The sequence below is a fragment of the Rhizobium sp. AC27/96 genome, from assembly GCF_001692325.1.
Taxonomy (GTDB): Bacteria; Pseudomonadota; Alphaproteobacteria; order Rhizobiales; family Rhizobiaceae; genus Rhizobium.
Window position 1 is genome coordinate 20752 of record NZ_LXKN01000046.1, and the last position, 23434, is coordinate 44185.

Genomic DNA, 23434 nt, shown 5'->3' on the forward strand with positions numbered 1-23434 from the left:
GGGGATCATGTGCTATGAAACCGCACATGAGCTTGTCCTATTATCAATGTGACTGGATCCATCCCGAAAGCGAGGAGCCCGTCGTCGTCTATTACGAGGTCGATACCGCCGGCGACGTTCCGCGGCTTATCGATGTCTTTGCCGACGGCCGCCGGCAATGCATGGCGGTTGTCGATGTTGCCTTGCTGGGGTTTAACAAGCGGCGCATCACCAGCCTGGTCGAAGGCTCGTTCTACGACGGCATCGCTGGCCTGGTGGACGGCCTCTTCTTCGAGGAGGGGCAGGAGCGCATCAGCATGACACGTATCGCTGCCGAGAAATTCGAGAGCGAATGGCAGGCGCACCGTTCGGGAGAGCCCGAAAAATTACATTAGCGCTGCCGCCGGCTCCAGCCCCTTGAGCTTGGCCGGCATGTCGCCGCCATAGGCCCAATCCAGCAATTCGACAGTATGCAGAATGGGAATACCCGTTCCCGTCGCGATCTGCGTGATGCAGCCGATATTGCCTGTGGCGATGACATCGGCCTTCGTCGCTTCGAGGTTCCTCACCTTGCGCGCCTTCAATTCGGCCGAGATCTCCGGCTGCATAATGTTGTAGGTGCCGGCCGAACCGCAGCAGAGATGGCCTTCCGCCGGATCGCGAACCGTAAAGCCTGCCGTTTTCAGCAGGAGCTTTGGCGCCATGGTGATCTTCTGGCCATGCTGCATGGAGCAGGCGGAGTGATAGGCGACCGTGATTCCGCGCGGCATATGCGAAGGAAGATCGAGGCTCGCCAGATATTCGGTGATGTCCTTGGCGAGCGCCGAAACCCTGGCAGCCTTATCGGCATAGGCGGGATCGAGACGCAGCATATGCCCGTAGTCCTTGATCGTCGTGCCGCAGCCGGATGCGGTGATGATGATCGCATCGAGGCCGCCTGCCTCGATCTCGCGCATCCACACATCGACATTGGCACGAGCGGCTGCAAGAGCCTGCTCTTCCCGCCCCATGTGATGCACCAGCGAGCCGCAACAGACCTCGCCCTGTGGCGCAACCACTTCGACACCAAGACGCGTCAGCAGGCGGATAGTCGCCTCGTTGATCCCCGGATCGAGCACCGGCTGGGCGCAGCCCGTCAGGATCGCGACACGCCCGCGCTGCTCCGCCTGTGCAGTGTGCCGGCCGGGCTTTGCAAAGGGGGACGGCGTCGGAATGCTGCGCGGTGCAAGATCAAGCATCGCCGCAAAGGGCTTCAGGGAGGGAACACGCCTAAACGCAGCCTTCAGCGGCCGTCCGAGACGCGCGAGCTGCAGAGCCAGTCGGAAGCGACCGGGATAAGGCAGCACGGCGGCCAGCACATTACGGATCAACCGATCCATCAGCGGGCGCTTGTAGGTATTCTCGATATGGGCGCGGGCGTGGTCGATCAGATGCATATAGTCGACGCCTGAAGGACAGGTCGTGGTGCAGGCGAGGCAGGAAAGACAGCGGTCGATATGCGTCGTCACCTCGGCATCGGCTGCCCTGCCGTTCTCCAGCATGTCCTTGATGAGATAGATGCGGCCGCGCGGGCTATCGAGCTCGTTGCCGAGCGTCACATAGGTGGGACAGGTGGCGGTGCAGAAGCCGCAATGCACGCATTTGCGCAGGATAGCCTCGGACTCGGCCACATGCGGATCGGCAAGCTGGGAAGGGGTGAAATTGGTTTGCACTAAAATCCCCCTTCAGCTTCGAAGCGAAAGGAGATTGAGTATCGAATGAGCTTCAAGTTAGGTACAGCCTTTGCTGCGGAAAGCGTCCTTTTGTCGAAATCATGAGCGATAATGACACCCCTGACCGAGGTGACATCATCCTCTTCCATGATATCACCCATATAGCCTAAGATTTGGCCAACAACCCGGGCATCGGTTTTACCTGCTTTCAATTCAATCACAACGGTCGCATTGGCGGCGTCTTGACAGAGAATATCGATAAAACCTGATGCAACTGCACGTTCAGCACCGTCATCGACTATCCGCAAACCTGGTTCGAGCAAGCCGATCTCGCGACGCAAGGCGGCCTGCATATCCCGCTCCAATGAAAGCCGTTGCTTTTCCAAAGGCAGCTCTTCCGCAATTGCGGACACAAGTGTCGGTGTAATCTCGTCTCTCACCTCTCGTCGATCGAGAAGGAACTTTCTGTAGCGGACGATGGCATTTTTGTAGGATTGGAGATTGTTTCTTATATTACCATCGAACGGAATCTTACTTGGATTTGGTTTTCCGCTACGTTCATCAGCCGTAGAATACGTCAGCTCAGAAATGAGTTTGTCGTATGCTTCCCCCAATAGCTGATCAAGATTTCCATAGTAGTGCTCAACTTTTCCCACACGGTGCAATTGCGCAGCCTGAGTATTTTCGCTGTACTCCTGTTCCTTCAACCACTCACCGTAGTCCGCTCTCATAGGCGCTCCATCTTCCCCGGATTGAGAATCCCTGCCGGGTCGAATTTTTCCTTCACGCGCGCCGAAAGCAGCGCCACGGCATCGGGCTGCGGCTGAAAGGCCGGTGTCATCGCGCGATGGGCCGGCGTTGCACGCATCAACGTTGCATGGCCGCCACCGAGTGCGTGAATGTAGCGGCGCAGCACATCACCTTCCGGCTCGGCTTCCATCCGCATCCAGACAAGACCACCCTGCCAATCATAATAGGCATCGACACCCGCTTCGAGGCGAAGGGCGGCGACGAGTTTATGGCCGGTACCGGGCGCGACCGAGACGCGCCAGACAGGCCGCGTCGTACTGTCGGCGTAGGGCTTAACATCGCGGATCTCCCGCCAAAGCCGGCGGCTTTCCGCTTCGGCGAGCCGTGTGACCGGGCCCAGATGGTGCAGCAAGGCGGCGGCCAGCTTCTCGGCCCTGACCGAAACCGATCCCGGCAAGCCTTCGATGCGCAGAGCGGTCGCTTCGGCCCTCGGCAATTTGCCGTCGATAAAATTCCAGCTGACGGTCAGCGGCAAGTGTGCGGCGCCTGAGACATCGAGCGGCATGGCCATGACTGCCGCCATGGCTTCCGCCGCTTCGGCATCATTGAGGCCGGAAACAACGATGGTCTCCTCCGTCTTCGGTCGCGGGGGCACGCGGAAGGTCACCTCGGTCAAGAGGCCGAGCGTGCCGTGCGAGCCGGCCATCAGCTTGACCAGATCGAGGCCGGTGACGTTCTTCATCACCCGGCCGCCGGCCTTGACGATATCACCTTTGCCATTGACGAAGCGGATACCGAGCAGGCTGTCGCGCGCGGCACCGCTGACGAAGCGGCGCGGGCCGGAGATATTGGCCGCGAAAACGCCGCCGATCGTCGGTTCGCCCTCGGTCGCCATCAGCGGCCGATGGTCCATCGGCTCGAAGGCCATCATCTGGCCAGCATTGGCCAAAGCAGCCTCGATCTCGGCAACCGGCGTACCCGCCCGCGCGGTCATCACCATCTCACCCGGATTGTAGGCGACGATCCCGGTGAGATCGCGCGAAGACAATTTGGCTTCGGCCGCAACCGCATTGCCGAAGCCCGAACGCGTATTGCCGCCGACAATCGCCAGGGCTGCGCCGCGCGCCGCGTGGTCGCTGATGATGGAGGCCGCGTCCTCCTCTGTCTTCGGATAGAATTCGCTCATGCCGCGTTGCGTCCGTCCAGCGGGAAGACCTTGGAGGGGTTGAGGATCCAGCCCGGATCGAAAGCCGCGCGCACCGACATCATCTGGGCGAGATCGACCTCAGCATATTGATGCCGCATCAGGTCGCGCTTCTCGATGCCGACGCCATGTTCCCCGGTGAGGCAGCCGCCGGCATCGACGCAGAGCCGCAGAATATCGTTGCCGGCTGCCTCGGCCTTGGCAGCCTCCTCTGGGTCATTGGCATCGAACAGGATCAACGGGTGCATGTTGCCATCGCCGGCATGGAAGACATTGGCGACACGCAGGCCGTAGCGATCGACGATCTCGGTGGTCTTCTGCAGGACATAGGAGAGCTGGCTCAGCGGCACCGTGCCGTCCATACAGATATAGTCAGCAATGCGTCCGGTGGCGCCGAAGGCAGATTTGCGGCCTTTCCAGATCAGCGCCGCCTCCGTCGCCGACTGGCATTCGCGCACGGTCTTGACGTTATGGCTGCGGGCAATGTCGACGATGCTTTTCAGCATATCGTCCATTTCGGCTTCTGAACCCTCGACTTCGACGATCAGCAGCGCCCCGACATCAAGCGGATATCCGGCATGGGCAAAGGCCTCGCAGATCTCGATCGCCTGCTTGTCCATGAATTCGATGGCGACCGGGATGATGCCGGCCGCGATGACATCGGCCACACAGGCGCCCGCCTCTTCCGAGGTGTCGAAGCCGAACAGCACCGGTCGCGCACCTTCCGGCTTGGCGATCAACCGCACCGTCGCCTCGGTGACGATACCGAGCTGGCCTTCGGAGCCGCAAACGAGGCCGAGCAGGTCGTAACCCGCCGCATCCAGGGCCTTACCGCCGAGATCGATGACGGTGCCGTCGGTCAGCACCAGTTTGACGCCGAGCAGATTGTTGGTCGTGACGCCATATTTCAGACAGTGGGCGCCGCCAGAATTCATGCCGATATTGCCGCCGATGGTGCAGGCGAGCTGTGAGCTGGGATCGGGCGCGTAAAAGAAGCCGTCGGCCGAAACGCTCTCGGAAACATGCAGGTTGGTGACGCCGGCCTGGACCGTCGCCGTGCGATTGGCGAAATCGATGTCGAGAATGCGGTTCATCTTGGAAAGACCGAGAACGACGGCATCCTCCTGCGGAATGGCGCCGCCGGAGAGCGAGGTGCCGGCGCCGCGCGGCACGACGGGAATGCCGTATCGGTGGCAATATTTCATGACGGCCGCTACCTCGGCTGTCGAACGCGGCAGTGCAACGGCCAGCGGCACGCGGCGATAGGAGACGAAGGCATCCGTTTCGAACGGCACGAGCTCTCGTGCCTCATGAACGAGACATTCGGGCGCGAGAAGATCAGCGAGATCGGCAACGATGGCGCTGCGGCGGGCGAGAACGTCGGCTCGCGGCTCCAGAAATGAAATAGCCTCGGACATGCCGTCCTCCTCCTGCATCCGCCCTTAGGCGCAGCCTCCTTTTAACGCATAACAGGCTTAGCGCTTTCCCAAAATTGGCGCAAATGATAAGCATTTATTCCAAAACGGGAAATAATCACGCATGAACAATTTAGGGGATCTTGAGATCTTCGCCAGCGTCGTCGTTACGGGCAGCATGTCGCTTGCCGGCCGGGCGCTCGGCTTTTCGCCGGCCGTCATCTCGAAGCGTATCAAGCGGCTGGAAGACAGGCTCGGCACGCGGCTGCTGCAGCGCACGACACGGCAGATTTCGCTGACGGAAGCCGGCCAGGGCTTCTATGACCGGGTGCTTGCGATTCTTGCCGGGCTGGAAGAGGCTGAAGCCTATATTGCCGGCCGCTCGGCGCAGATGCAGGGTACGCTGAAGATCTCCGCCCCCACCTCCTTCGGCCGGCTGCACATCGCCCCGCACCTGATATCCTTCATGCAGTCTCATCCGGAACTGGCGATCAATCTGGTGCTCAGCGACGAGTTCGTCGATATCGTCGGCGGTGGTTTCGATCTTGCCATCCGTATTGCCGAACTGACCGATTCCAGCCTCGTGGCGCGGCGCCTTGCGCCGGTGCGCCGGGTGCTTTGCGCTTCGCCCGCATATATCGATGCCCATGGCATGCCCGAGGATATAGACGATCTGCGCCGGCATACCTGCCTGCCGGCACACAATCACGATCCGTGGCGATTGGACGGCCCGAACGGAAGCCTGACCTTTCGGCCGGAAGGCAAGCTGATCACCAACTCCAGCGAGGTAATCCGCGAAGCCGTGATTGCAGGTCTCGGCATCGCACTGCGCTCCACCTGGGACGTCGGCCCCGAGCTGCGCGACGGACGCCTCGTCCAGGTATTGCCGGCCTATGAAGGGTCGCACAATGTCACGCTTTCGGCCGTTTATCCCAGCCGGCAATTCCTGCCGGCAAAGGTCCGCGTCTTCATCGACTTCCTGACCGAACTTTATGGCCCCGTGCCGTATTGGGAGCGATAGAGGCCCCTTTCCCATTCATCGAGAAGATCACCATGTCTGCACTTGAAACCATCCGTTCCGATCTTTCCTCCACGGCCAAGACGCGATTCACCGTCGTTCTCGGCAACATTACGAAGCTTGCGGTCGACGCTATCGTCAATGCTGCAAACAGCAGCCTGCTCGGCGGAGGCGGTGTCGATGGCGCGATCCACCGGGCGGCCGGACCGGAACTGGTTGCGGAGTGCAGGATGTTGAACGGCTGCAAGACCGGACAGGCGAAGATCACCAAAGGATACCGCCTGCCGGCAAGGCATATCATTCACACAGTTGGACCCGTCTGGAATGGTGGCAGCCACAGCGAGGAGGATCTGCTCGCGAGCTGCTACCGCAACAGCTTTGAGCTTGCCCGGCAGCGCGGCCTAAAGACCATCGCCTTTCCCGCCATCTCCACCGGTATTTATCGCTTTCCGGCCGTGCGCGCCGCCGAGATCGCTACACGGACTGCCGTTGTGGAAAGTGCTGACGGCGCCTTCGAAGAGATCATCTTCTGCTGCTTCGGCGATGAGATGGCTGCGCTCTATGACCGGTTGTTGCCCGAGGCGTTGGCCAACGCGTGACCGCCTGATGGCCAACGCGCCAGGTCCAGATAGGCCGAGGCGACCATGGCGTCGATATCCTTGGGGACGGGAATGACGCAGGCGTCCTTGCCGAGGCCACCCTTGGCGACGCGCTCCAGGCAGCGGGCCTGCAAGGTAAAGCCGAGATCCATCGATTCGACGCTGTTGCCGAGCGGGCGCGGGCCGGCGAGATTGGCCATGTGACCGCTGCCGAGGATGTGGAAGGCGCGGCCATCGCGCATGCGGATGGTCTCAATGTGCTCGGCGGCGTAACGATCGATGCCGGCGACGTCGGGGCTGTTGCGGAACGCTTCGACGTCGATCTCAAGCGGGAAATGGCCGCCATTCAGCAGGATCGCGCCGTCCTTGATCAACCGCAGGTCGGCCGCAGTGATGATATCCGGATAGCCGGTGACCGTGATCAGGATATCGGCGGAGCGGATCGCCTCTTCGCGCAGCGGGGTCGAGAAGCCGTCGAGATGGGCCTCCAGTGTCGTCACCGGATCGATGTCGACGACGCTGACCGAAGAAAAAGCGTTGCGGAAGCATGCCGCCGTGCCCTTGCCGCAAGCGCCATAGCCGAAGACGGTGACGCGCTTGCCATTGGTGGAGCGGTTGGTGAAGCGCAGATAGCTTTCGAACAGGCTCTGTCCGACAGCATGCCGGTTCTCGGCGAATTGCTTGATCGGACTGTCGTTGATGACAAGGATCGGCATGGCGAGCTTGTCGCGCATCGGCATGAGCCGGGTGCGGCCTGACGTCGTCTCCTCCGTGCCGCCGAGAAGATTGGCATAGGGATTTTCGGCGGCGCGGACGAAGAGATCGCCACCATTGTCGAGCAGCAGGTCCGGCTTTTCGGCAAGGATCGCATCGAGGCTCACACCATGCTCGCCGGCGTCGCGTGTCTGCGTGGCAAAGACGGTGACGCCCTGGGCGCGGAGATAGTCAACAGTTTCCGGCTGGGTGCTGTTGAGATTGCCGGTGCACACCAGACCTGCACCGCCGGCGCGCAGCGTCATCAGCAGCGCCACCGTCTTCGGTTCCAGATGAATGCCGGTGCCGATGGTCAGGCCGGCAAAGGGCTTCGTCTCGCGAAATTCCTTGGCCGTCGCGGCCAGCAACCGGCAGCTTCCGGCAACCCAATCGATGCGGGACAGAGAAGAAGGCTGGTCCATGATGCGCTCCTGGCGGCTGGTTCGATGCGGCGATCTGGCATGACGGGCGACGGGCTGTCGATGGACATTGCAATGCGCCTCATGGCAGAAAATCTGCCATATGCACCCCTCGTCGCGATCAAACTGGAGAGTTCGCCGAAATCACTCGGCTCCCGCCTTACTCAACCAATCGGCCAGCCGGACAAGCGCCGGATCCTTCGTGTCGCTGCTGCGGATGCTGAGACTGTAGCCGGCCGGCCGCCGAATGAAGCCAAAGGGCGCTAGGAGCCTACGGCGTTCGAGATCATCACCAACGGCCGTACGGGGTGCAATGGCAACTCCAAGGCCGGAACGGGCGGCGCCGATTGCCAGCAGCAAATCCTCGAACTCGCGGCTGCCCGCAAACCGGACGGGTGCATGACCGCTTTCCGCGAACCAGTCGTTCCAGAGGCTTGGTGCGGAACGGCTACCCAGGGCGATCGCGCCAGCCAGAGCCGCGACACCAGCCTCAAGGCCGAGACGATCAGCGACATCCGGCATAGCGACGGGGCCGAACTCATCCTCCATGAAGCGAATAGCCGTGATATCGCGGGTCGGCCTGTATTCGCCGCCCATGATCACCGCTTCCAGATCGGAGCGCCTGGCCAGAGGCTCGACTGTGGCCATCGGCACGATGTCTATATCCATGTCACCAAGGGCTGCCTGGAGATCGGCGGCGCGCGGCATCAGCCACCAGACGGCGAAAGCCGAGGGGACCCCGAGGCGGATGGTACGCCGACTTCCCTCAGCCAGCTCGGCCGAAGCACGGGCGAGAATGCCGAAGGCGACACCGATGGAATCGGCGAACGCCCTGCCCTTCGCCGTCAACACCAGCCGGCCGCCTTCCCGATCGAACAGGGGCACGCCGAAATGGGCTTCGAGCAGGTTCAATTGCTGCCTCACGGCACCGCGCACGACACCAAGTTCATCGGCTGCCTGCAGAATGCTGCCGCGACGCGCAACAGCGTCAAAGGCGCGCAATGCGTTCAGCGGCGGCAGGCGCCTGGGTGGGGAGCGGTCGGACATGGCAAGGTTTTATCTTTCTTTCCAAGGCAATAGCAGGCGATTCGAAGCAACTGCGCCATCTGCGGCATCAAAATGCTGTTGACTGTCGCTTTCAGCACAATCACTGGCGAATATCAGGGGACAAACCCTCGCATTTTTATCTACTCACCACTCAATAAATTTGTGGGGAAATACCATATAGCCGCATATGGAACGCAATTTTTTTCCACACAATGTTATGATTGAATCGACGCTGCACTCCAAACCTTAAAGGTGAACCGACAATTGGCCATACTCAGCCGTATAGCAAATGATGTGCAACTCATGTTTCGGCGTCCGCCGCGACAGCAGTATGCTGCGCTCTGTTATCGGGTGAAGAAGAAAACGGGCGATCTCGAGGTGCTGCTGCTGACCAGCCGCGACACCGGCCGATGGGTCATTCCGAAGGGATGGCCGATGCCGGGCAAGCTCTCCCATGAGGTGGCGGCGCGCGAGGCCTATGAAGAGGCCGGCGTGCGCGGAACGGTGGAGACCGAGGCTCTGGGCAGCTTTGGCTACGACAAGGTGCTGAAGGACGGCATTCAGGTGCCGTGCCGCGTACAGGTCTATGCGCTCGAAGTCAGTGAACTCGCCAAGAACTTCAAGGAAAAGGGCGAGCGCTCCGTCGAGTGGGTTTCCTGTGACGAAGCGGTCAAACGCGTTCGCGAGCCGGAACTGCGGGATCTCATCCTTGCCTTCGCACAGCGGATGACGCAAACCGGCGCCATCGCACAGACGAAGTAAGCCATATTACTCACAAGAAATTGTGTCAGGATGGATAGTGGATATTGCGTGGCCTGTCGGGCGGCGCAATACGAGAGTTTTTGTTTCAGAGAATTGCATGCCCGACCGACCGGCCACACCAGTAAAACGGACGCTCGACAAGGACCTCGACAAAGTCACCTATGTCGAGGACGCGACCTATCACGTCACGAAGCGTTTGGTAGCGCCGGGCATAGGCCTGATCTTCCTCGGCCTCGCCCTGGTCTTTGCCGGCATCTATGTGCTCGACCAGCCGCGCGCGACCCTGATCCTCGCCGCCGTTGCGCTTGCCGGCTACATGGCCATGAACATCGGCGCCAAGGACGTGGCGAACAATGTCGGCGCCGCGGTCGGCGCACGCGCGATCACCATGACCCAGGCCCTCGTCATGGCGGCCATTTTCGAGATCCTCGGCGCGACGATCGCGGGTGGGCCGGTCATCAACACCATCTCGACGCATATCATCGATACCGATCGCATCGTCAGCATCGGCAAACTTGCCTGGCTGATGATGGCAGCACTTCTCGCCGCCGCGCTCTGGATCAACTTCGCCACCTGGCTGAAAGCGCCGGTTTCGACCACCCATACGATCGTCGGCGCCGTCGTCGGCGCAGGGGCTGCGGCGGTCGGTCCGGACCTCATCAACTGGAATGTGCTGGCGGCAATCTCCGCCGGCTGGGTCATCACACCCTTCCTCGGCGGCACCATCGCCGCCGGCATGCTGTTCTTCATCAAGACCTTCATCGTCTATCGTGACGACAAGATCGCAGCCGCCCGATACTGGATCCCGATCCTGATCGGGCTGATGGCCGGCGCTTTCTCGGCCTATCTCGTCGTGCAGCTTGAGCCCAAGAACGCCATCCCGCCCCTTTTGAACCTTGCCATCGGCATCGGCGTCGGCATCATCGCCTGGCTCGGCGCGCGTCCATTGGTGGCGGCACAGTCCGCAGGGCTGGAGAACAAGAACAGCTCGCTGCGCCAGCTTTTCCGCCTGCCGCTGATCTGCTCGGCGGCGCTGATGTCCTTTGCGCATGGCGCCAACGACGTTGCCAACGCCATCGGCCCGCTTGCAGCGATCGTCCGTGACATCGGCCTCGGCGGCTCGCTCAACGTCATTGCCGAAACCACCACGCACAAGGCTCCCTATTGGGTCGTCATGATCGGTGGATGCGGTATTTCCGTCGGCATATTGCTCTATGGCCCACGGCTCATTCGCCTCGTCGGCGAACAGATCACCAAGCTCAATCCGATGCGGGCCTATTGCGTGGCGGTCTCGGCCGCCCTCACCGTCATCGTTGCCGCCTGGTTCGGATTTCCTGTCAGTTCGACCCATATCGCCGTCGGGGCGGTTTTCGGCGTCGGCTTCTTCCGCGAATGGTACACCAGCCATTCCCGCCGTCGGCTTGCCTATATGCGCAGCAAGGCCGAAGCCGCCGGCATTCCCTGGCACGAGGCCGACAATAACGACGAGCGCAATCCCGATGAGATCCATCGCCGGCGCCTTGTCCGCCGCTCACATTTCATGACCATCATCGCCGCCTGGGCGATCACCGTTCCGGTCGCGGCCCTGCTTGCCGCCGCCGTGTATTGGGTTATGGTCGCGCTCTTCATTTAGAGCGGTTCAGCTTTCCACCGAATCTCTGAACCGCTTTATCTCTTTGTTTATATGCAATTCCAGGAAAACCGCTGCGCACTTTTCCTGAAATTGCTTTAGGGGGTTATCCATGCGCGCCAATTTCCGCATGCAACGGTTGTTCGTCACTTCAGACATCAAGGCCGGTCTTTCCATCGAGGCCGACCAGGATCAGTTCAACTATCTCGCCAACGTGCTGCGCATGGAGGACGGGGCGGAACTGTTGGTGTTCAACGGCCGCGATGGCGAATGGAAAGTCAGCCTCTCCTTTCCCTCGCGCAAGCGCATCCTGTTGACGCCGGTCGAGGAAACACGACCGCAGCCCGCCCCTTCCGATCTGCACTACCTCTTCGCACCATTGAAGGTCGGGCGGCTCGACTATCTCGTGCAGAAGGCCGTGGAAATGGGTGCCGGCCTGCTGCAGCCGGTCATGACGCAGCATGTACAGGGCAAGATCACCAATCTGGACAAGGTCAAAGCCAATGTCATCGAGGCGGCCGAACAATGCGGCATCCTCGGCATTCCCGATGTGGCCGAGCCGGTGAAGCTCGCCGATCTTCTGTCCCAATGGCCGCGCGAGCGGCGTATCATCTATTGCGACGAAGGCGATGCTGGCCAGAACCCGCTGCCGCTGCTGGCAAAGGTCGAGGAGAAGCATCTGGCATTGCTGGTCGGTCCCGAAGGTGGCTTCTCGGACGAGGAGCGTGCGCTGCTACGCAGCCTCGATTTCGTCACCGCCATTCCTCTTGGGCCGCGTATCCTGCGCGCCGATACGGCGGCAGTTGCGGCCATGGCGGTGATCCAGGCCGCGATTGGCGACTGGAACTAAAGCCTTACTCCAATACGGCCACTATGGTTGCAACGATCAGCAGGATCGCCAGCGAGATGTTGACGATCCTGGAAACCGTCGGATGCTGCAGGAAGCGTGAGAGGGAAGCGCCGACCAGAAGCCAGATCATATGAATGAAGATGATCATCGCCGTCAGCAGCGCGATCTTGACGGTGGCATCCAGCAGCCGCCGATCCTGGAACAGGCTGACGCCGGCAAAGACCGCGGCGATTGCCAGATAGGCCTTGGGATTGGCGACGGCCAGTAGGAAGCCGCCGGAAAAAGCCGGCGCTGCGGCCGTATCGTCGCTGCGCGAGAGTGGCGGCGCCGTGGCGATCTTGAAAGCCAGATAGAGGATATAGACGGCCGAAACCACCGTCAGCACCAGGGCGCCGTGCGGAACGGACAGCAACACCGCCACGACGCCCACCGCGACCGCCAACAATACCATGACGGTGCCAACGATGAGGCCGGAGACATAACCGAGCGATCGCCGGAAGCCATAGGCCACGCCCATCGCCGTCGCGCTGATCGTCGACGGACCGGGGCTTCCCATGATCACCAGGGATGCCAGCAATAGGGTCAGGACAGAATAATAGAGACCATTCTCTGCGAACATCGACATGCTCCGCCAATTGTCAGTCGAAGCGAGATTATCCGGAGCAGGATTCGGGCGTCTTGAACGCTTGTGCAAATAAGCTGCATAATGACGCCAATGCAGTGGCCTTCCGGACACAAAATCCTATTTTTTTGAACGACCCTTGAAAGAAATTCACTTGCACCGTACCTCATTCCGCGTCAATCACCCTTCCTATTGGCCTGCGGCTGGCGCGGGTTCTCTTTCCGAGATCTAAGGTACTACCATGGCGCGCGACACCACCGACCAGACTCCGCTCTCCTCGGTCTCGGAAATGACGGCCTATCTGGCAGCCGGCAGCAGGCCCAAGGACCAGTTCCGCATCGGCACGGAACACGAGAAGTTCGTGTTCTTCCGCGCTGACAACAGCCCAGTGCCTTATGACGGCGATGCGAGCATTTCCGCACTTCTGAAGGGCCTGCAGGCAAAGAGCGGCTGGGATCCGATCCTGGACCGCGGCAACATAATCGGGCTCGCCGAACCCACCGGCATGGGCGCGATCTCGATCGAGCCGGGCGGTCAGTTCGAACTGTCGGGCGCGCCGCTCGAAACCATTCACGAGACTTGCAAGGAATCCAACAACCACCTCGCAACGCTGCGCGGCATCGCCGAGCCGATGGGCATTGGCTTCCTGGGCGTTGGCGGCAGCCCGAAATGGACGCTGGCCGAGACGCCGCGCATGCCGAAATCGCGTTACGAGATCATGACCCGCTACATGCCGAAGGTCGGCACCCAGGGTCTCGACATGATGTACCGCACCTGCACGATCCAGGTTAACCTCGACTTTTCGTCGGAAGACGACATGCGCCGCAAGATGCGCGTATCGATGAAGCTGCAGTCGCTGGCGACTGCGCTCTTTGCCTCCTCTCCTTTCACCGAAAGCAAGCCGAACGGGCTTTCCTCCTGGCGCGGCGAGATCTGGAAGGACACCGACAACCGCCGTGGCGGCCTGCTCGACTTCACCTTCCGCGACGACTTCGGCTTTGAAGACTATGTAAAGTGGGCGCTCGACGTTCCCATGTATTTCGTCGTTCGCGATGGTCGCTACCACGACTGTACGCATGTCACCTTCCGTCAGTTCATGGATGGCGCGCTGAAGGGCGAAATCGCCGATTGGGAACCGACGATGGGTGATTGGACGAACCATCTCTCGACCCTCTTCCCCGACGTGCGTCTCAAGCGCTTTCTGGAAATGCGCGGCGCCGACGGCGGTCCGTGGCGGCGCATTTGCGCCTTGCCGGCCTTCTGGGTCGGCCTGCTCTATGATGATGCGGCACTGACGGCCGCGGACGAACTGACTCGGGACTGGAACTTCCAAGAGGTCGACGCACTGCGTGCCGTCGTGCCGGCACAGGGTCTGAAGGCCACGATCAAGGGGCACAGCCTGCTTGATGTGGCGCGCGAAGTGGTCGGCATTTCCCGTCTCGGCTTGAAGAACCGCAATCGCCTGAACGGCGACGGGCAGGACGAAACCGTCTTCCTCGCGCCGCTCGACGAAGTGCTTGCCAAGAAGGGCACGCTCGCCGACGATCTGCTGATGCTCTACAACGGCCGCTGGAACCAGTCGGTCGAGCCGATCTTCGAGGAATATCAGTACTGATAGCGGATTTTTCTGCCCTTATTGCCTCGATGGCATGACGGCAGAAACCGGTATGCGCTCTCTTTTTTCCCGCTATACTACCGGAATCAAGCGCCGCATGATTCCGAAGCGGCCTCATTGTGGGGAAAGGGACTTCGATGCTGCCACTCTTCGACATGATGATGCAGGCACAGAACGGCGCCGCCACCGAGGCCATGGCCAAGCAGTTCAATCTCGCGCAGGAACAGGCGACCAAGGCGATGGCGGCTCTGATGCCGGCCTTTTCCTCGGGCTTCAAGCGCAGCGCGACCGACCCCTATAACTTCATGGGCGTGATGCAGGACATCACGTCAGGCAGCTACGCCAAATATTTCGAGGACATGAACAAGGCCTTCACGCCGCAAGGCATCGCTGACGGCAATAATGTGCTGGCGCGGCTTTTCGGCTCGAAGGAGGTCTCGCGCGCGGTTGCGGCACAGGCTGCGCAGATGACTGGCATCGGCCAGGAAATCTACAAGCGCATGCTGCCCGCCATGGCCGACACGTTGATGGGCGGCCTGTTCAAGGAGACCAGTGGCCAGATGCCGCCAATGGCCAATCCTTTCCTGAACACGGCCATGGGCGAGATGATGCAAGGCTGGCTGCAGACGATCGGTTTCGCACCGAAGCAGCAGCCGACGCCGCAGGCCAGCATCTTCGACAATCCCTTCACCCAGGCGATGGAACTGATGTTCGGCGCCGATCCGGTCAAGCACGGTAAGGCAGCGCCGACCAATCCCTTCCTCGACAATCCCTTTGCCAAAGCATTTCAGGATATGATGCGGAACTTCCAGATGCCGGCCGAACCGCCGAAGGAAGAGCCCAAGGCAAAGCCTGCCGCCGGCGTCGACATGGCCGCCTATACCGACATGCTCAACGCCATGTTCGACAGCGGCCTGGAAGTGCAGAAGAACTATCAGAAGAACATGGAAGCGATCTTCGACAGCTACGCGCAGCCGGACGGCAAGCCTGCGCCGAAACAAGGCTGAGGGTGGGCGGACTCTGCTGAGAGACGACTAGGCGCCGTAAACTCAGCGGCCATTGTTCGCCAATCCGCACAGCCCGTGCGGATTGTACCCCGTTATCAGACACCGAGACTGCGCATATCTCTGCTCCATCTTGAATGGAGAGAACCATGTCCAACCTCGACCAATCTGGCAGTTTTACCCTCGGCGACCTTAGCGTCAAACGGCTCGGCTATGGTGCCATGCAGCTTGCAGGCCCCGGCGTGTTCGGTCCGCCCAAGGACCATGGTGCGGCACTCGCGGTGCTGCGCGCAGCAATCGAGGCCGGTGTCGACCACATCGACACCAGCGATTTCTACGGCCCGCACGTCACCAACCAGCTGATCCGCGAAGCGCTTCATCCCTATCGCGACGATCTCGTCATCGTCACCAAGATCGGTGCACGGCGCGGTGCGGATGCCTCCTGGCTACCGGCCTTCTCCCGTGATGAGCTGACGCAGGCAGTCCACGACAATCTCAGCAATCTGGGACTGGATGTGCTCGATGTCGTCAATCTCCGCATCATGTTCAGCACCCACGGCCCCGCCGAGGGCTCGATCGAAGAACCCCTGACAGTCCTGGCGGATCTTCAGCGGCAGGGCCTCGTGCGCCATATCGGGCTCAGCAACGTCACGTCCAGCCAGATCGCCGAAGGTCGCCGCATTGCCGAGATCGTCTGCGTGCAGAACCTTTATAATCTCGCGCACCGGGCCGACGATGGGCTGATCGACGAGCTTGCCCGCGATGGCATCGCCTATGTGCCGTTCTTCCCGCTCGGTGGGTTTTCACCGCTGCAATCTTCGACGCTCTCCGATGTCGCCGCGCGCCTGAACGCAACGCCGATGCAGGTGGCGCTTGCCTGGCTGCTGCATCGAGCTCCGAACATTCTGCTGATCCCCGGCACATCGTCTGTGACACACCTTCAGCAAAACCTTGCCGTCGCCGGCCTCGTCTTGCCGAAGGATGAGATCGCAGAGCTGGATCGGATCGCAAGCGCGGGCGCCGCCTGAAGCGCGCTAATCCGATTGTGATGGAGCATTCCGGCTCACGGCAGAGCCGGGATGCGTCGTCATCAGGAGCTCGGCCGCGCGCGGCGGTCTTTCACTCTATAGGCCTTCCACCCTTTAGCGAAGACATCTCCAGCCGTCGCGATATGCCGATACCTTCCAGGAAGACCTCGTCATGGCTGACGACCAGCAGCGCGCCATCATAGGCGCACAACCCCGCCTCGACGGCCGCAATCGAATCGATATCCAAATGATTTGTGGGCTCATCGAGGATCAGCAATTCGGGCGGGGTCGTTCCGCCAAGCACGCAGGCAAGACCGGCGCGCAGCAGCTGTCCGCCACTCAGACTGGAAACGATCTGAAGCGCCGCGTCGGCCCGGAACATGAAGCGCGCCAGTGCCGCACGGCAGGCCGTTTCGTCCGCGTCCGGATTGATGGTCCGGAAATTATCCCGGATCGAAAGCGACGGATCGAGCAGGCTGACGCGCTGATCCAGAATGGCTGAGGAGACAACCTTCACCTTTCCGCTCCAGGGCTGCAATGCGCCTGAGATCAGAGCCAGCAGCGTCGTCTTGCCAGAGCCGTTCGGTCCGGTGATCGCGACTCGCTCAGGCCCCATGATGACGAAATCAAAATCCTTGATGATTGGCCGCGCGGGCTGATAGCCGGCGGTGACCTTTTCCATCTTCAGGACGATACGATTAGCCGGCAGTCCCGATGTCGGAAGCTTGACCGTCAGGGGCTGCAGGATCTCGATCTTTTCGCGGGCAGCCGCGGCCTCCTGCAAGGCCTGGGCGCGCCGGCGCTCGGCAAGGCGGGTATTCTCGGCGCTCGTCGTCTCGCTTCGTTCTTTCAAGCCACCGATCATGATGCGCGGTATGCCACCCTTGGCGGCCATTTTCCGACCTGCCTTGTCCCGCCGCGCCTGCCGCTCGACCGTCGCCTGCGCGCTTCTCGCAACCTCGGCGACGCGCTTTTCGGCCTCGGTGAAATCGTGTTCCGCCGCCGCCAGCTCCAACGCCTTGCGTTCGCGATATTGTGTCCAGTTGCCGCCGTAGCGTGTCGCGCCAAGCGAGGTCAGCTCAACGATGGCGTCCATGGTATCCAGCAGCTCCCTGTCATGGCTTATGACGATCGCGCCTGCCTTCCAGCCAGCAAGCAGATCGATCACCGCAAGACGGCCATCGCGGTCGAGATTGTTGGTCGGCTCGTCCAGAATGAGGAAGTCGGGATCATCGACGATGAGAGCCGCAAGGCCACAGCGTGTGCGCTGACCGCCAGACAGGGTGACAAGGCGTGTCTCTGGCGATACGCCGAGTCCGACGCGAGAAAGTGCCGAGGCTATGCGCACCTCCAGCGTCCAGTCCGCCGAAGCGAGTTCTTCATTTGTCGCCTCGCCGGCCTCTGCACGCTTCAGCACGGCCAGCGCTTCGCTGGCCCCGAAGAGATCGGCGACGGTTTCTCCGGCCTCCACCTGAACGCTCTGGCGCAGGATACCAAGTTTGGCGTTGAAGGATACGGTTCCGGACTGCGGCTGCAGTTCGCCCGAGACAAGCTTGATCAGCGTCGTCTTGCCGACGCCATTGCGTCCGACAAGGCCGGTGCGCTCGGCGCCGAAGCTCAGATCAAGTTTGAAGAGAAGCGGCCGGCCGTCAGGCGTGGACCACGAAAGATTGGAGAGAGTGATGGATATGGGCATGAGCAAGAATTTCCCCGATGGCAAGGCTAAGCGGCATTGCAGTCGGGTTCATTTTCATTGCGGCACACATCCTGTTGGCATTGCGAATAACGGTAAACTAGGCGACGAGCGGCTTCAGTTCAAGTCCTGCAAGTTGCAGTGCTGATATTTCAGGCGCTGGCATCGATCATATCAAGGAAACTGATGACACGCTTCCAGGTAAGATCGGCCGCCTTGGCATCATAGTCGGGCAGGCTGGCATCGGTATAAAGATGGCCGCCACCCGGATAGGTAAAGATATCAGCCGATATCCCCGATCGATCAACCGCCTGCCGCCAAGTGGCGACTTCTTCCGCCGGCTCGAACGGGTCCGGATCGGCCAGATGAAGCTGCAGCGGCAAGCCCTTGCGGGCATTGTCGGCAATGGTGGCGATGCCATGCAGGAAAAGAATGCCGGCCGTCTTCTGTCGCTTCGGCCAAAGGCTCGCGACGACGCCGGCGCCCATCGAAAAGCCGGCCAGAACGGTGGAAGCTGGCAGGCCGGCGAGCGCCCATTCCGCCCGCTCGCAAATCGTCGGCCAACCAATCTCGTCCTTGAATTCGAAACCTTCCTCGATCGATCGAGCAATCAAGCCTTCATAGAGATCCGGTGCGAAAGCCCTGTGCCCAGCCGCCTGCACACGCTCCACCGCCTCGTTTTCGAGAGCACGCAAGCCATAGACGGAGTGGAAGAAGATCACTGTGGCCATCGTCGAATCCCCACGTTTCGCCAGGCTAAGATAAGCCAATTGCGGCCTTAGGCAACTTGTCCGCGCATGATCCGCCGCTGGACGACATTCCTAAAAAGAAAAAACCCGGTGTTGGCCCTTGGGCCGAACACCGGGAAAGAGGCAGGGCTTATTGGCTATCACCCTGCGGGGAAACTGTTGTCCGACATCAGCCTCGGAAGCTGCTGAAGGCGGAGGGGCGCGTGCGGCGACGCGCGGAATTGGTCAGATGGCTGGACGGATCCTCGAAGAAGGTCGAGGTGGTCAGCGCTGCGTTCACATCCTGGCGGCTGAGGCCGATGTCCCGCAGCTGGCTGTCGTTCAGCTCATTCAGATAGTGGATTTCCTGGCGATTTCGGATTGCGCGCCAGATGGAGGCCACATTGGCAAGAGCAAGCATCATGCGCGTCGTTAGCGACGGCGCTGGCGTTGCAATGCAAAGGTCAAGGGTCCGATCTGTCGTGCGCATTTCCGTAGTCCTTTCCTTGAGGCACACGTGAGCCAAGCCCCTTTCCGGAATTCCGGAAAAGGGGCGAAGCCGGGAGGAGTTCGACTGGAGTGTCTGTTCGATTGGTATGCTGAATTGCATCCAGAAGATGCCAAAGCCCTATTGATCAGTCCAACGAATGTTTCTAATGATAACTATCAAACTCTTTTATAGGTGAGCTCATGTCAGCCCCGCTTGACCTCGATCAATTGCAGACCTTTATCGCAATCGTGGATTCCGGCAGCTTCACCAAGGCCGCCGACCGGGTATTCAAGACGCAGTCTGCCGTTTCCATGCAAATGCGCCGGCTGGAAGAGCGCGTCGGCAAGCAGCTTTTCATCAAGGACGGCCGCGGCAACCGCCTGACGGCCGAAGGCGAAAAGCTGCTGAACTATGCCCGCCGCATCATCCGCCTGAACAACGAGGCGATGGCCGCCTTCGATGACAACCGCCTCGAAGGCACGTTGCGCATCGGCACGCCGGATGATTATGCCGACCGCTACATGCCGGAGATCATCGGCCGCTTCGCCAAGACGCATCCGAATGTCGAGCTCTACATCGTCTGCGAGCCCTCCGTCGACCTTGCCGAGCGCATGCATCGCGGCGAGCTCGATATCGCGCTCGTCACCCACAATCCGCGCGAGCGGATGTCGGATGTGGTGCGGACCGAGCCGCTCTGCTGGGTCGGCTCGGCCAACCATCCCCTGCGTGACGATGCGCCCATCCCGCTTGCCGTCGGGCGGCGCGACTGCCAGTGGCGCCAGCTTGCCTGTTCGGCGCTTGATGCCGGCGGCCGCGACTATCAGATCCTCTTTACCAGCTGGTCCTGCACCGTCGTGGCAGCCGCCGTGTTGGCCGGCATGGCGGTTTCAGTCATGCCTGAATCGGCGCTCCGAACCGGCATGAAGGTGCTGACCCAGGCCGACGGTTTCCCGCCCCTGCCCCCGGTGCAGATCGGCATCATGAAGCGCGCCGGCCTTTCCGCATCGCTGATGAACGCCATTACCGCTCATATCTCGGCCTGCCTGGATAACATCACCCCGGCTGCTGTCGATGACGATCTCGATGGCGAAGTGAAGACCTATACGCGCCAATATCCGCGGCTGCGTGCCGGGCATATCCTGCCCGGCTGGTAAGCCGCCACCTCGAGGTCAATCACCCTCGCCATGCTTATGGCGCAGGCTCAGCCAGCAGTGTGACGCGGATCACCTGTTTCCATTCGTGCAGCATCCGCCGTGCCATGTCGTCGTCGCTCATGATGGCAAAGCGCACCGACGCGCCGATCAGATGGCTGAAGAGCTGCGTGCGCGCTTTCAGGTCGATGCGGCTTTCGGCGGGCAGGAAGGATTGAATGCTCGCGAGGAATATTTCGGCGACGCGATTGCTGTGCTGGATGTTGAGCTGAAGGATATCCCTGTCTATGTCAGTCCCGAGCCAGACGCCAAGATAGGCCGGATCGCTGCGGAACTCGCTGTAGTACCAATCGATCATGCCGCAGGCGAGTTCGATGGCATCATTGAGCGACGTCACCGTGGAAAAGGCTTCCTCGACCTTTTGCTGGATACGTCTGGAGTGCCGGTCGAGGAGAGCCCCGACGATCGCCGCCTTGTCCGGAAAATATTGATAGACCGAGCCGATCGGAATTCCCGCGACCGCGGCAAGCTCCGTCATCTTCATCGCGCTCACGCCCTTTTCGGCGATCAGCGCAGCCGCAACCGAGAGGATCGCATCGACACGTTGGATGCTGCGCTCCTGCTGTGGCCGTTTTCGGAACGTGATGCGGTCAGGCTTTTCCGGATTCATTCTCTTCCCGTTTCATTATCATACTGAACGGCGCTAGGCGCAGCAGACGCTATGGCACCTGACGCGTTCAATGCGCGTAAATGGGAAAAGTTCAATTTTAATCATTACTTACGAGTAGACAGAGAACTCCGGAATTAGGGCCGGAACATAGTTTCGGCCCCGTAATCAACCACATGGCCGACACGCCGGAGATGGCAATATGTATCGTTTCAGGACACGTACTTCTTCAGGAATTCCACGGTCCTGCCCCAGGCAAGATCGGCAGCCTTCTTGTCATAGCGGGCGGCGGATGTGTCATTGTTGAAGGCGTGGTTGACGCCGTCATAGACGAAAATTTCAAAGGTCTTGCCACCCGCCTGCAACTCCTTGCGATAGGCATCGATACCGGCGTTGATGCGATCGTCGAGGCCGGCATAGTGCAACAGCAGCGCCGCCTTGATATTGGGAACAGCACTCGCCTGCGGCTGCGCGCCGTAATAGGCGACGCCTGCCTTCAACTCGGGCGAGATGGTCGCGAAACGATTGACAAGACCGCCGCCCCAGCAGAAACCGATCGCGCCGACCTCGCCATTGGTTCCGTCGAGCTTGGCGAGATAGGTGAGACTCGCCTCGGCGTTGTCAGCCGTCAGTGCCGGATCGAGATTGGTGAACATGTCGCGCGCCTTGTCTTCATCGCCAGGCGTGCCTCCGAGCGGAGACAGGAAATCGGGGGCCAGCGCCACGAAGCCTTCCAGCGCCACGCGACGGGCGATATCGCGAATATGCGGATTGAGCCCTCGGTTTTCGTGGATGATGATGACGCCACCGAGCTTGCCGGCCGCATCCTTGGGACGGGCAAGGTAGCCCTTCATCTCGCCCTTGCTGCCGGCATAGGTAACATCCTTTGACTCCACCCGACCGTCATCGGCGGCAACGACTTCCGCGCTGGCGGTGTTGGCGGCAAGCAGTGGCGCGATGGCGGCAGCGGCTCCCGCCGAACCCGCAAGCTTCGTCAGCTTTTCCATGAAACCCCGGCGATCGAGCGTCAGGTGCGTATATTCGTCATAGGCGTTGATCATCGCCTGCGTCACGATTGGCTTTTCCGTGCTCATGATGTTGTTCTCCCCATTTTTCCCCGGCAGCCCACGCCATGCGCAAAGCCGCCCGCTGACAAGATAGGTCAGCGGGTCGAGGTGCGGCGGTAAAGGAAGAACACGATTGCGTTACCGCAGGTTGCTCTCTGCGGGAACGCACACCGGTCAGGAGAAGGCGAGCCAGATGCCGAGCCAGACCCACATGCAGGCGAGCACTATGAAGCCAAGGGCAAAGAGAGGGCTGCGGTAGCGCAGGCTATTGCTCGTCACATGCACGAAGGCATGGGCATAGCGCGTGGCGACAAAAAGCCAGGCGAAGATCACCGCGGGTAAATTATCCGCCTGGGTGACGTAGAGCACGATGCAGCAGGCATGAAAGAGCAAGGGCAGCTCGAACTGATTGGCGATACTGTTGCGCACCACCAGGCTTTCCGCCGGCTCGTCGGCCGCATGGTTCTCGCGAAATTGCGAGATCCTGATCCGGCCAGCCTTTACCATCCTATTGCGGCGCCATCCCAAAAGTGCGTAGAGGACGAAGACAAGCACCGCATGTGCCACCATGGGCCAGAACATTTCATAGCCTGTCACGCCATCAACTCCTTTGGAATTTCCGAAAGCCGAAACGGTCGATCAGGACGGGCTGGAGCCGTCCCGCGAGAGGTAGCGAAAAATAGCGAACCGGGCCAGAAGAATAACGATGACGATCAATGTCAGAAACTTCAGCCTTACGATTATCGGCAGCGCGCTCGACAGCAGCGTCACCGTGGCGTCCGACGGCATGGCCGGCGGATACAACATCAGGCCGGCGATATTCTCGGCATAATCGACGATCCCATAGAGGATCGGCAGGCAGAAAATGAAGATGGTCGCGCCCGGCGGGATGGGACGACCGAAGAAAAAACCGCCGGGGCCGATCAGCCGCAGCAGGCAGAACAGCAGGCCCGCCAGCATCAACGGAAACACGAGTTCCGGCCCGAGATACATGGAATGAAGGATCATCGCCGGATCGGGATGATCCTTGAGGTAACCGAGCATGGCGATGACATCGGCTTGCTCATAGCCCTCGATGCGGACGTCGAGCATACGCTGCCCGGCCGCGGCATTGCTGAAGGCGGCGACGAAGCCGGCCTGGATCCAGGCAAACAATGCCAGGCAGAAAGCCGCAAGGATCGCCGCCAGGCCCTGCAGAGACCTGGCATTGCCCTGAGCGCGATCGTCCATC

The 23434-nt window shown here is 60.7% G+C and carries 24 protein-coding genes; 10 read left to right on the plus strand and 14 right to left on the minus strand.

Features of this window, described 5'->3' with window-relative positions; translation table 11 throughout:
* The first annotated feature begins 26 nt into the window (after positions 1–26).
* Positions 27–374, plus strand: a complete 348-nt coding sequence (locus A6U86_RS25490; protein WP_068396877.1) for a hypothetical protein — start codon at positions 27–29, stop codon at positions 372–374.
* Here the strand turns inward: A6U86_RS25490 and glcF are convergent.
* Genes glcF through A6U86_RS25510 form a run of 4 tightly spaced genes read right to left on the minus strand, consistent with a single transcriptional unit; the run spans position 366 to position 5063 of the window.
* On the minus strand, positions 366–1691 hold the full coding sequence (gene glcF / locus A6U86_RS25495; protein WP_068396880.1) for a glycolate oxidase subunit GlcF: 1326 nt from the start codon (positions 1689–1691) through the stop codon (positions 366–368). The genes A6U86_RS25490 and glcF overlap by 9 nt on opposite strands.
* A complete protein-coding gene (locus tag A6U86_RS25500) occupies positions 1691–2422 on the minus strand; it encodes an endonuclease NucS domain-containing protein (RefSeq protein WP_068396883.1) in 732 nt (243 codons plus the stop codon). Before A6U86_RS25500 ends, glcF begins: the two co-directional genes overlap by 1 nt.
* A complete protein-coding gene (glcE, locus tag A6U86_RS25505) occupies positions 2419–3627 on the minus strand; it encodes a glycolate oxidase subunit GlcE (protein ID WP_068396886.1) in 1209 nt (402 codons plus the stop codon). Before glcE ends, A6U86_RS25500 begins: the two co-directional genes overlap by 4 nt.
* A complete protein-coding gene (locus A6U86_RS25510; protein WP_068397875.1) occupies positions 3624–5063 on the minus strand; it encodes an FAD-linked oxidase C-terminal domain-containing protein in 1440 nt (479 codons plus the stop codon). The genes glcE and A6U86_RS25510 overlap by 4 nt, the downstream gene beginning before the upstream one ends.
* Before the next feature lie 121 nt (positions 5064–5184).
* Here A6U86_RS25510 and A6U86_RS25515 point away from each other — a divergent pair, with 121 nt between their 5' ends.
* Positions 5185–6081: a LysR family transcriptional regulator gene (locus A6U86_RS25515; protein WP_068396889.1), complete on the plus strand. Its 897-nt coding sequence runs from the start codon at positions 5185–5187 to the stop codon at positions 6079–6081.
* A gap of 32 nt (positions 6082–6113) precedes the next feature.
* On the plus strand, positions 6114–6677 hold the full coding sequence (locus tag A6U86_RS25520; RefSeq protein WP_068397878.1) for an O-acetyl-ADP-ribose deacetylase: 564 nt from the start codon (positions 6114–6116) through the stop codon (positions 6675–6677).
* Here A6U86_RS25520 and A6U86_RS25525 read toward each other — a convergent pair.
* Together A6U86_RS25525 and A6U86_RS25530 are read right to left on the minus strand one after the other, a co-directional pair.
* Complete coding sequence (locus A6U86_RS25525; RefSeq protein WP_068396892.1) at positions 6638–7852, minus strand: adenosylhomocysteinase; 1215 nt, start codon at positions 7850–7852, stop codon at positions 6638–6640. The genes A6U86_RS25520 and A6U86_RS25525 overlap by 40 nt on opposite strands.
* Before the next feature lie 141 nt (positions 7853–7993).
* On the minus strand, positions 7994–8896 hold the full coding sequence (locus tag A6U86_RS25530; protein ID WP_068396894.1) for a LysR substrate-binding domain-containing protein: 903 nt from the start codon (positions 8894–8896) through the stop codon (positions 7994–7996).
* A 264-nt stretch (positions 8897–9160) separates the two neighbouring features.
* Between A6U86_RS25530 and A6U86_RS25535 the strand changes: the two genes are divergently transcribed.
* The 3 genes from A6U86_RS25535 to A6U86_RS25545 all read left to right on the plus strand — a co-directional run bounded on the left by A6U86_RS25535 (position 9161) and on the right by A6U86_RS25545 (position 12138).
* Positions 9161–9658: an NUDIX hydrolase gene (locus tag A6U86_RS25535; RefSeq protein ID WP_068396898.1), complete on the plus strand. Its 498-nt coding sequence runs from the start codon at positions 9161–9163 to the stop codon at positions 9656–9658.
* A 97-nt stretch (positions 9659–9755) separates the two neighbouring features.
* Positions 9756–11291, plus strand: a complete 1536-nt coding sequence (locus A6U86_RS25540) for an inorganic phosphate transporter (protein WP_068396901.1) — start codon at positions 9756–9758, stop codon at positions 11289–11291.
* A gap of 109 nt (positions 11292–11400) precedes the next feature.
* Positions 11401–12138, plus strand: a complete 738-nt coding sequence (locus tag A6U86_RS25545; protein ID WP_068396904.1) for a 16S rRNA (uracil(1498)-N(3))-methyltransferase — start codon at positions 11401–11403, stop codon at positions 12136–12138.
* 4 nt (positions 12139–12142) lie between these two features.
* Here A6U86_RS25545 and A6U86_RS25550 read toward each other — a convergent pair whose 3' ends face one another.
* Positions 12143–12757 (minus strand): LysE family translocator, encoded by a 615-nt coding sequence (locus A6U86_RS25550; protein WP_068397881.1) that lies wholly within the window; start codon positions 12755–12757, stop codon positions 12143–12145.
* A 244-nt stretch (positions 12758–13001) separates the two neighbouring features.
* Between A6U86_RS25550 and A6U86_RS25555 the strand changes: the two genes are divergently transcribed.
* From A6U86_RS25555 to A6U86_RS25565, 3 genes are all read left to right on the plus strand, one after another.
* The gene (locus tag A6U86_RS25555) at positions 13002–14375 is read left to right on the plus strand and encodes a glutamate--cysteine ligase (RefSeq protein ID WP_068396906.1); all 1374 of its coding nucleotides are present in this window, start codon (positions 13002–13004) and stop codon (positions 14373–14375) included.
* Between the two features lie 137 nt (positions 14376–14512).
* Positions 14513–15382: a DUF937 domain-containing protein gene (locus A6U86_RS25560; RefSeq protein ID WP_068396909.1), complete on the plus strand. Its 870-nt coding sequence runs from the start codon at positions 14513–14515 to the stop codon at positions 15380–15382.
* 146 nt (positions 15383–15528) lie between these two features.
* Entirely contained in the window at positions 15529–16407 is an 879-nt protein-coding gene (locus A6U86_RS25565) for an aldo/keto reductase family oxidoreductase (RefSeq protein ID WP_068396912.1), read from the plus strand.
* A gap of 91 nt (positions 16408–16498) precedes the next feature.
* Here the strand turns inward: A6U86_RS25565 and A6U86_RS25570 are convergent, their stop codons facing one another.
* The 3 genes from A6U86_RS25570 to A6U86_RS25580 all read right to left on the minus strand — a co-directional run bounded on the left by A6U86_RS25570 (position 16499) and on the right by A6U86_RS25580 (position 19318).
* A complete protein-coding gene (locus tag A6U86_RS25570; RefSeq protein WP_068396915.1) occupies positions 16499–18103 on the minus strand; it encodes an ABC-F family ATP-binding cassette domain-containing protein in 1605 nt (534 codons plus the stop codon).
* A 149-nt stretch (positions 18104–18252) separates the two neighbouring features.
* A complete protein-coding gene (locus tag A6U86_RS25575; protein ID WP_275507321.1) occupies positions 18253–18855 on the minus strand; it encodes a dienelactone hydrolase family protein in 603 nt (200 codons plus the stop codon).
* A gap of 163 nt (positions 18856–19018) precedes the next feature.
* The gene (locus A6U86_RS25580; protein WP_068396921.1) at positions 19019–19318 is read right to left on the minus strand and encodes a DUF1127 domain-containing protein; all 300 of its coding nucleotides are present in this window, start codon (positions 19316–19318) and stop codon (positions 19019–19021) included.
* A gap of 200 nt (positions 19319–19518) precedes the next feature.
* On the opposite strand from A6U86_RS25580, the gene A6U86_RS25585 reads away from it, so the two are divergent.
* The gene (locus A6U86_RS25585; RefSeq protein WP_068396924.1) at positions 19519–20472 is read left to right on the plus strand and encodes a LysR substrate-binding domain-containing protein; all 954 of its coding nucleotides are present in this window, start codon (positions 19519–19521) and stop codon (positions 20470–20472) included.
* A gap of 34 nt (positions 20473–20506) precedes the next feature.
* On the opposite strand, the gene A6U86_RS25590 is transcribed toward A6U86_RS25585, so the two are convergent.
* From A6U86_RS25590 to A6U86_RS25605, 4 genes are all read right to left on the minus strand, one after another.
* Positions 20507–21139 carry a TetR/AcrR family transcriptional regulator gene (locus A6U86_RS25590; RefSeq protein WP_068396927.1) on the minus strand — a complete coding sequence of 211 codons (633 nt, stop codon included), beginning with the start codon at positions 21137–21139 and terminating at the stop codon, positions 20507–20509.
* A gap of 209 nt (positions 21140–21348) precedes the next feature.
* Positions 21349–22230, minus strand: coding sequence for a dienelactone hydrolase family protein (locus A6U86_RS25595; protein ID WP_068396929.1), 882 nt, complete (start codon positions 22228–22230; stop codon positions 21349–21351).
* A gap of 147 nt (positions 22231–22377) precedes the next feature.
* A complete protein-coding gene (locus tag A6U86_RS25600; protein ID WP_068396932.1) occupies positions 22378–22800 on the minus strand; it encodes an MAPEG family protein in 423 nt (140 codons plus the stop codon).
* 42 nt (positions 22801–22842) lie between these two features.
* The gene (locus A6U86_RS25605; RefSeq protein ID WP_068396935.1) at positions 22843–23433 is read right to left on the minus strand and encodes a hypothetical protein; all 591 of its coding nucleotides are present in this window, start codon (positions 23431–23433) and stop codon (positions 22843–22845) included.
* Position 23434 lies beyond the last annotated feature (1 nt).